The 1,497-nt window shown below is 61.3% G+C and carries 1 protein-coding gene; it reads left to right on the top strand.

Annotated features, from left to right (window positions below):
* Positions 1-75: 75 nt before the first annotated feature.
* The coding region (locus AB4043_RS25260; protein ID WP_442308495.1) for an NADH-quinone oxidoreductase subunit N at positions 76-1,497 on the top strand (1,422 nt) is incomplete at its 3' end.

Genomic DNA, 1,497 nt, shown 5'->3' with positions numbered 1-1,497 from the left:
TGTCTATCCGCACCCGACCAAAAACCTTGCATTTCCGGCAACACCGGTAAGCAGCACCGAGGGAGGTGCGCACTAATGTCTTCTGCCCTGCTTTCGATCCTCCCCGAAGTGATTCTGACCGTAACCGGCGTGCTGATCATGCTGATCGATCCCTTTTTTGCGCCAACGGCGTCCAAGAAGGCTCTCGGCTGGCTGGCCGTACTGGGAACACTGGGAGCCGCCGGTGCGACGCTGCTGCAACTGCGGTCTCATCAGATTCTGGTCACCTTCTCCGGCTCGATCCAGATGGATACCTTCTCCGTCTTCTTCCATCTGCTGATCGCGTCGATCGTCCTGCTGACCCTGCTGGTCTCGCTCGACTACTTCAAGCCCGGCGTCACCTCGCACTCAGGCGAGTACTTTGCCCTCGTGCTCTTTGGCTCCGTCGGCATGATGCTGATGACCTGCTCGGTTGAGCTGCTGATGGTCTTCATCGGCCTTGAGATCTCGTCGATCTCCACCTACATCCTTGCCGGCTACCGGAAGGGGCAGGCCACCGCCTCAGAGTCGTCGCTCAAGTACTTCCTTCTGGGCTCATTCGCGACGGCCTTCTTCCTCTACGGCATTGCTCTGGCCTTCGGCGCAACCGGTACGACTTCGCTGACCGGCATCGCTTCCGGCCTCAGCATCACGGCTTTCCCGACGATGGCGTTCCTGGCTCTGGCCATGATGCTGGTTGGCCTGGGCTTCAAGGTCTCGGCTGCTCCCTTCCACGTATGGACTCCGGACGTCTACCAGGGCGCGCCTGCTCCGGTCGTCGGCCTGATGTCAACGGCACCCAAAGCAGCCGTCTTTGCAGTCCTGCTGCGCATCACTGCCACGACCTATAGCTCTGAGCTGCTGCACGCTCGCTGGGTGCTGCTCATCGGCATCATCGCTGTACTTTCGATGACGATCGGCAACCTCGGTGCACTGCTGCAGAAAGACGCCAAGCGCATGCTGGCTTACTCGTCGATCGCGCACGCCGGCTATCTGATGGTGGCTTATACGGCGCTTCCGGCTGACAGCATTGCAGCAGCGGCGTTCTACACCGCAGGCTATGCGGCGATGAACGTCGGGGCGTTCGCTGTGATCAGCCAGCTTGGCGGCTATGACGAGCCTCTGCGGACCATCGACGACTACCGCGGCCTGGCGCAGAAGCATCCGGTACTGGCTGCGGCTCTTGCATTCTTCCTGCTCTCACTGGTCGGCATTCCCTTCACCGGCGGCTTCTTCGGCAAGTTCTATGTCTTCAATGCCGCCATCGGCGCTGGACACGTATGGCTGGCGGTCCTTGGCCTGCTGAATTCGGGTGTCGCCTGCTTCTACTACCTCCGCCTGCTGACGGCGCTGTACAGCCGCCAGCTTGGCGAAGAGAGCGCCGAGTTCGAGGGCAGCTCTCCGGCAGCCGTACTCGCTATCGCCGGCGCTGTGCTCGCGACTCTGCTTCTGGGCATCTTGCCGGGCAAGGTCCTTGGA

This window comes from Terriglobus sp. YAF25 (genome assembly GCF_052113305.1).
Taxonomy (GTDB): Bacteria; Acidobacteriota; Terriglobia; order Terriglobales; family Acidobacteriaceae; genus Terriglobus.
Note: the sequence above shows the minus strand (reverse complement) of the source record. Positions and strands in the feature narration are given on the sequence as shown.